At 76.5% G+C, this 7605-nt stretch carries 4 protein-coding genes; all 4 read left to right on the plus strand.

What is annotated here, in order from left to right:
• Positions 1-58 precede the first annotated feature (58 nt).
• Complete coding sequence (locus ABTZ03_RS41240) at positions 59-3154, plus strand: non-ribosomal peptide synthetase (protein ID WP_350518382.1); 3096 nt, start codon at positions 59-61, stop codon at positions 3152-3154.
• 148 nt (positions 3155-3302) lie between these two features.
• Positions 3303-5081, plus strand: coding sequence for a non-ribosomal peptide synthetase (locus ABTZ03_RS41245; protein WP_350518383.1), 1779 nt, complete (start codon positions 3303-3305; stop codon positions 5079-5081).
• 59 nt (positions 5082-5140) lie between these two features.
• Complete coding sequence (locus ABTZ03_RS41250) at positions 5141-6922, plus strand: non-ribosomal peptide synthetase (protein WP_350518384.1); 1782 nt, start codon at positions 5141-5143, stop codon at positions 6920-6922.
• Positions 6919-7605 (plus strand): condensation domain-containing protein (locus ABTZ03_RS41255; protein ID WP_350518385.1); only part of this gene is annotated, 687 nt, incomplete at its 3' end. The genes ABTZ03_RS41250 and ABTZ03_RS41255, both read left to right, overlap by 4 nt.

Raw genomic sequence — 7605 nt, forward strand, 5'->3', positions numbered from 1 at the left:
CCACTTCCGCGCCCGGCCACCGCAGTGCCGACACGCCCACCACACAAGGGAATCCTTCATGTTCGCACTCTCTCCCTCGCAGGAGATCGTCTGGCTGCACGAGCAGATGCAGCCCGGCAGCCGCGCCTACAACTTCACCGGCGTGCTCGACCTGTGGGGCACCCTCGACCGCGCGGCCCTGCACGCCGGCCTCGCCGCCGTCCTGGCCCAGCACCCGGGCCTGCGCCTGGAGTTGGTCGCCCGACCGGAGGGCCTCCCGGGCCAGCGGGTCGCCGAGGACTGCCAACCCGAGCTCCGGCACAGCGACTTCACCGCCGAGGCGGACCCGGAGACGGTGTTCCGCACGTTACTCGCCGCCGAGGCCGAGGAGCCGCTGGACACCGAGCGGGCGCCGCTGCTGCGCTGGCACCTGGTCAAGCTCGCCGAGGACCACCACCGGCTGATCCACGTCGAGCACCACCTCGTCCACGACGGCCACTCCTTCGCGATCTTCCTGCGCGACCTGTTCACCGTCTACCGCGCCCGGGTCCTCGACCAGCCGTACGAGCTGGCCACCGCCCCCTCGTACGAGCAGCACGCCCGCACCGAGGCCGACCCGAGGGCCCGCGAGCGCGCCCTCGCCTTCTGGACCAGGGAGTTGGCCGACGCCCCGCGCGAGGTCACCCTGCCCGGGCTGGCCCGGCCGGGCGTCGAGCGCCGCCACCGCGGCGGCCAGCTGCGCCAGTCGATCGGCGCCGACCTCGCCGAGCGGCTGCGCGAGCGCAGCAAGTCCGACGGCCACACCCCGTTCTCCACCCTGCTCGCCCTGTTCACCGAACTGCTGCGCCGGCACAGCGGCCACCGCGAGATCACCGTCGGCACCGCCGTCGGCAACCGCCCGGAGGGCTACGAGGGCACCGTCGGCATGTTCGTCAACACCGTGCCGCTGCGCCTGCGGATCGACCCGGCCGCCTCCGGCACCGAGGCCGTCGACGAGGTCACCGACGTCCTGATGCGCGCCCTGCCGCACCAGCACCTGCCGGTGCAGGAACTCACCCACAGCCTCGGGCTGCACACCGGCGGCGCCGACAACCCGCTGTTCAACGTGATGTTCAGCGCCCACGACGCCGCGCTGCCCGACGTCCAGGCCCCCGGCCTCGACGTCTCGCTGTACGAGGGATTCAACACCGGCACCACCCGCTTCGACCTCGACCTGGTGCTGCTGCCGGACGACCGCCGGGTGGTCGGCGAGAAGCACGGCGTCGCCGGGATGACCCTGATCTGGGACTACGACGCCGACCTGTTCGGCGAGGCCCGGGCCGTGCTGCTCTCCGAGCGCCTGCTGGAGCTGCTGCGCTGCTACCTCGACGGCCCCGAGGCGGTGCTCGCCGAGCTGGCCCCCGCCCCCGCGGCCGAGCCCGCCGCCCCGCTCACCCCGGCCGGCCTCGACCCGGCCGCCGCCCACGACCCGACCGCGCTCGCCGTGCTGGCCGGCACCGAGCGCCTCACCTACGGCGAACTCGACCGCCGGGTCGGCGACCTGGTCGACCGGATGCGCGCCGCCGGGGTCACCGCCGGCCAGCCGGTGGCCGCCGTGCTGCCGCGCGGCACCGACAGCGTGGTCGCCCTGCTGGCCTGCCTGCGGCTCGGCGCCGTGCACGCGCCGCTGTCCACCGAGGACCCGACCGCCCGGCTCGGCCTGCTGCTGGAACGGCTCGCCCCCGCCCTGGTCCTGGCCACCCGGCAGAGCGCCCGCGCGCTGCCCGCCGAGGGCTTCACCCCGGCCCTGCTGGACGGCCCCGCCTTCCCGAAGGCCGAGCCCGCCGCCGTCCTGGCGGGCGGCGCGTACCTCATCCACACCTCCGGCTCCACCGGCGTGCCCAAGCCCGTCCTGGTCGGCCGCGAGGCGCTCGCCGGGTACGTCGCCGCGATCGCCGCCCGCTACGAACTCACCGCCGCCGACCGGGTGCTGCTGTTCGCCCGGCCGTCCTTCGACGTCTCCCTGGAGGAGGTGCTGCCCGCCCTCGCGGCCGGCGCCGCCCTGGTGGTGCCGCAGCGCGAGGTGCCCACCGGGCCCGAGCTGGTCGCGGTGCTCGCCGCCCGCGCCGTCACCGTCGCGAACCTGCCCACCAGCTACCTGCTCGCCGTCCGCGAGGACCTGCGCGAGGCGCTGCGGGACGGCCGCTGGACGCCCAGGCTGCTCGTCCTCGGCGGCGAACGGCTGCCCGCCCGGGCACTGGCCGGGCTGACCGGGGCCACCACGGTGCTCAACGCCTACGGCGTCACCGAGGCCACCGTCACCTCCACCGTCCACCGGGTCGGCACGGCCGACGTCGAGGCGGACGGCGAGATCCCGCTCGGCACCGAACTCGACGGCGTGCGGCTGCACGTCCTGGACGAGACGCTGCGCCCGCTGCCGTACGGCTGCGTCGGCGAACTCGCCGTCAGCGGCGGCCTGCTGGCCGAGGGCTACGTCGGCCTGCCGGAGCCCACCGCGGCCCGGTTCGTCACCGTCCCCGCCCTCGGCGGCGCCCGGGTCTACCGCACCGGCGACCGCGGCTACCGCGACACCGAGGGCCGGCTGTGCTTCCTCGGCCGCGCCGACAACCAGGTCAAGCTGCGCGGCCACCGGATCGAGCTGGAGGAGATCGAGGCCGCCGCCTCGGCCGAACTCGGCGGCCGCTCCTGCGCCGTGGTGCTGCACACCGACCCGCGGACCGGCCCCCGCCTGGTCGGCTTCCTGGAGGGCACCGAGCGCCCCGACCAGGCCGCCCTGCACGCCGCGCTGGCCCGCCGGCTGCCCGGCGGACTCGTCCCGGCCACCTGGACGGCCGTCGAGACCATGCCCACGGTGGCCGGCGGCAAGCCCGACCGCGCCGCCCTCGCCCGGCTGGTCGAGGAGACGCCGCAGGAGCAGGAGCAGGAGGAGCACGCGCCCAGCGCCTTCACCGACCCCGGCCAGCAGCTGATCGCCGCCGCCTGGCGCGAGGTGCTCGGCCACGACCGCTTCGGCGCGGACTCGCACTTCTTCGAGGTCGGCGGCCACTCGCTGCTCGCCGCCCAGCTGGCCGCCCACCTGGAGCCGCACCTGGGCAGCCGCCCGCCGCTGCGCACCCTGTTCCGGCACGCCGTACTGGCCGACCAGGCCCGCGTCCTCGCCGGGGACGTCAAGTGAGCGCGCCCTCGGCGGTACCGGGCAAGGGCGCCGACGGGACCGTCGGGCGCCCGCGCCACCGCGAAGGGGCCGCCGCGCCCCGGAAGGCGTTCACCGCCCGCCCCACGAGCCAGAACTGACGGTTCGACGTGCGTACTTGGAGACGATGATGGAATCCCTGAGCATCGGATACGGCCGCCCGCACCAGGACGGCGCGGTCCTCGACCTGTTCACCAGCTGGGCACACCGCACCCCGCAGGCGCCCGCCCTGATCGACGGCGAGCACACCCACAGCTACGCCGAACTCGACCGCCTCGCCGACACCGTGGCCGAGGCGCTGCGCGGCAAGGTCGGCCCGGGCGACCTGGTCGGCGTCTGCCTCGGCCAGTCGACGGCGCTGGCCGCCGTCACCCTGGCGACGGCCAAGCTCGGCGCCGTCCACCTGCCGCTCGGCCCGCGCCCCGGCGAGAAGCGCCTCCAGGCCGTCGCCGAACAGCTGCGCCCGGTCTGCCTGGTCGGCGAAGCCGCCGTACTGCCGCCCGGCGGCGAACGGCTGGACCTTGACCTGCCCACCGAGGGCGTGGTCGCCGCGCTGACGCCCGGCGGGCAGGCCGGCGTGCCGGTCGGCACCCACTACGCCGTCCTCACCTCCGGCTCCACCGGCACCCCCAAGGCCGTCGCCGTCACCGAGCCGGCCCTCGGCGCGCTGCTGCAGTGGTACCGCGAGCTGACCGGCCTCGGCCCCGGCGAGCGGCACAGCCTGCTGATCGGGGTCGCCTTCGACCCGCACGTCCTGGAGCTGTGGGCCGGCCTCACCTCCGGCGCCGCGCTGGTCGTCGCCCCCGAGGCCGTCCGCTGGGACTCCGGCGCGCTCGCCGACTGGTGGCGCGAGGCCGGCATCACGGTCTCCGTGCTGCCCACCCCGCTGGCCGAGCCGATCCTCAACCGGCCCTGGCCCACCGGACTGGCGCTGCGCCACGTGACGGTCGGCGGCGACCGGCTGCGCCGCGCGCCCGGGCCGGAGGTCACCGCGACCGTCCACAACGCCTACGGTCCCGCCGAGGCGACCGTCGCCACCACCGTGCACACCATGGCGCCGGGCGGCGACCACGGTGCCGACGCGCCGCCGATCGGCCTGCCGATCCCCGGCGCCGTCCTGCTGGTCACCGACGAGCAGGGCACCCCGGTGCCCAGGGGCACGGCCGGGGAGTTGAGGATCGGTGGCCGGGGGCTGGCCGCCGGTTACCTCGACCCCGAGCTGACCGCCCGCCGCTTCGTCGAGGTGCCGCCCGGCGTCGACGGCATCGACCGGGTCTACCGCACCGGCGACCGGGTGGTGATGCGCGCCGACGGCGTGCTGGAGTTCCACGGCCGCCTGGACGACCAGGTCAAGGTCAGCGGCGTGCGGATCGAGCCGGCCGAGGTCGAGGCCGCCTTCGAACGCGACGCCCGGGTGCGCCGGGCCGTGGTCGCCGCCGAACCGGCCCCGGCCGGCGGGGTGCGGCTGCTCGCCTTCGTCCAGGCCGAGGGCGACGCCGAGCCCGCGAGCCTGCTGGACGCCGTCCGGCCCTGGCTGCCCGAGCAGGCCGTGCCCTCAGCCGTCCGGCTGGTCGAGCGCTACCCGCTGGACGCCAACGGCAAGGTGGACCGCGCGGCGCTGCTCGCCGCCGTTCCGCCGGCCCCGGCGGCCGTCGGCGAGGACGGCGACACCCCGGTCGAGCGGACCGTGCTGAAGCTCTGCCGGGAGCTGATCGGCAACGCCGAGCTCGGCCCGGACGACAACTTCCTCGCCTCGGGCGGCAATTCGCTCGCCGCCGCCCGACTGCTGGAGTCCCTGGAGGAGGAGTACGGCGTGCGGCTGCGCGCCCCCCTGCTGCTGCGCCAGCCCGACCTGCGGGCCGTCGCACGGCTGGTGGAGGAGCGGCTGCCGAGCGAGTCCGTCCTCTGACCTCACCGTGACCAGCGGCGCCCCGGCCCCGGGCCGGGGCGCCCGGAAGGGACCCAGCCATGACCTCCACCCCTGGCACCCTGCCCGCGCTGATCGCCCGGCAGGCCGAGCAGCACCCCACCGCCCTCGCCGTCACCGACGGCAACGGCTACCTCACCTACCGCGAACTCCACGACACCTCCGGCCGGTTGGCCGCCGTCCTGGCCGCCCGCGGGATCGGCCCCGGCAGCGCCGTCGGCCTGCTCTGCGCCCGATCGGCCCGGTTCGCCGTCGCCCAACTCGCCGCCTGGCGGGCCGGGGCCCTCGTCGTCCCGCTCGACCCGGCCTACCCGCGCCCGCGGATCACCGAGATGACCACCGACGCCGACGTGCGGCTCGTCCTCGGCGACAAGGCGCTGCTCGCCGAGGCCGGACTGCCCGCCGAGCGCAGCCTGGTGCTCGCCGAGCACGGCGGCTACACCGAGGCCCCCGTCCCCGACGCCGCCGACCCGGACGCGCCCGCCCTGCTCTACTACACCTCCGGCTCCACCGGCCGGCCCAAGGGCGTACTCGTCCCGCACCGCGCCGTCACCGACCTGGTCACCGCCCCCGACGGGCTCGCCCTCGGCCCGCGGGACCGGGTGCTCTTCCACTCCACCCCCTCCTTCGACGCCGCCACCTTCGAACTGTGGGCCCCGCTCGCCCGCGGCGCCGCCGTCGCCGTCTCGCCCGCCGACCGGCCCAGCGCCGAGGAACTCGTCCGCGACATCGAGCGGTTCGGCGTCACCACCGCCTTCCTCACCACCGCGCTCTTCCACCACCTGGCCGCCAAGCAGTCCCGGATCTTCGGCGTGCTGCGCACCCTGGCCGTCGGCGGTGAGGCGCTCGCCCCCGAGTACGCCGGAGCGGTGCTGCGCGCCTTCCCCTGGCTGGAGCTGTACAACGTCTACGGGCCCACCGAGGCCACCACCTTCACCACCGCGCACCGGATCACCCCGGACGACTGCGCGGGCGGCCCGGTCCCGATCGGACGGCCCTTCGGCGGCGCCCGCGCCCTGGTCCTGGACGAGCACCTCGCCCCGGTCGAGCCCGGCGCGGTGGGCGAACTGTGGATCGGCGGCGAGCGGCTCGCCCAGGGCTACCTCGACCGGCCCGAGCTCACCGCCGAACGCTTCCCGGAACTCCCGGGTCGCGGCCGCGCCTACCGCAGCGGCGACCTGGTGCGCCAACGCCCCGACGGCACCCTGGAGTTCCACGGCCGCACCGACGACCAGGTGAAGGTCCGGGGCTTCCGGATCGAGCCCGGCGAGGTCGAGCACGCGCTGCTCCAGTTCCCCGAGGTCGCCGAGGCGGCCGTGGTGGTCCGCCGGGCCGGCCGACCCGACGCCGCGCTCACCGCCTGCGTGGTGCTCGCCGACGGCGCCGGCGCGGCCGTCGAGACCCTGCGCACCCGGCTCGGCGAGCAGCTGCCCGCCCACCTGGTGCCCACCGCCTGGAGCATCCTCGGGGAACTGCCGCTCACCGGCACCGGCAAGGTCGACCGGCGCGCGCTCGCCGCCGCCGACCCCGATGCCGCCGGCCGCGCCCGGGCCGAGGTCGAACTCACCCCGATCCAGCAGGTCGTCGCCGAGGCCTGGAGCCGCGCCCTGGAACGCCGGATCACCGACCCGGCCGCCGACTTCCTCGCCGAGGGCGGCCACTCGCTGCTCGCCATGTGGGTCGTCGACGACCTCAGCGGCGACCTCGGCGTCGACCTCTCCCTCGCCGACTTCCTCGGCCACCCCACCGTGGCCGGACAGGCCGAACTGCTGGAGCGCGCCCTGCGGGCCGCCGACGACACCCCCGGAGCAGCACAGCGATGACCAGCGACCAGAACGACCTGCTCCGTCGGGCCCGCAACCGCCGCCCCGCCCCCGCCCCGGAGCAGCCCGCCGCCGACTCCGGCCCGGCCCCGCTGTCGCACGCCCAGCAGCGGATGTGGCTGATGGACCACCTCGGCCAGGGCGGCGCCCTCTACAACGTGCCGATCGCCACCCGGCTGCGCGGACCGCTCGACCCGGAGGCCCTCGCCACCGCGCTCACCGGCCTCACCGAACGGCACGCCGCCCTGCGCACCCGCTACCCGCGCCACGGCGACCAGCCGCACCAGCACATCGACCCGGTGCGCCCGGTGCCGCTGCCCGTCCTGGACGCCCCCGGCGACTGCGTCGATCAGTTGGTGACCGAGGCCGCCTGCCCGTTCGACCTCACCGACGGGCCGGTGCTGCGCGCGCTGCTGCTGCGGCACGCGCCCGAGGACCACACCCTGCTGCTGACGATCCATCACATCGCCGTCGACGGCGGCTCCTTGCCCGTCCTCGCCGCCGACCTCGCCGAGTTGTACACCGCCGCCCGCGACGGCGGCCGGCCCCAACTCCCGCCGCCCGGCATGCCGTACGCCGAGTACGCCCGCCAGGAGCGCGCCCGCGACGCCGAACTCACCGCCGCCGCCGACGCCCGCGCCGCCCACCTGGCCGGCGCCCGCCCGCTGCCGCTGCTGCGGCCC

It is taken from the genome of Kitasatospora sp. NPDC096077 (assembly GCF_040303245.1).
Classification (GTDB): domain Bacteria; phylum Actinomycetota; class Actinomycetes; order Streptomycetales; family Streptomycetaceae; genus Kitasatospora.

Coding starts and splice junctions, on each gene's coding strand:
- ABTZ03_RS41240 (WP_350518382.1), top strand. CDS start 59: ATGTTCGCACTCTCTCCCTCGCAGGAGATCGTCTGGCTGCACGAGCAG.
- ABTZ03_RS41245 (WP_350518383.1), top strand. CDS start 3,303: ATGGAATCCCTGAGCATCGGATACGGCCGCCCGCACCAGGACGGCGCG.
- ABTZ03_RS41250 (WP_350518384.1), top strand. CDS start 5,141: ATGACCTCCACCCCTGGCACCCTGCCCGCGCTGATCGCCCGGCAGGCC.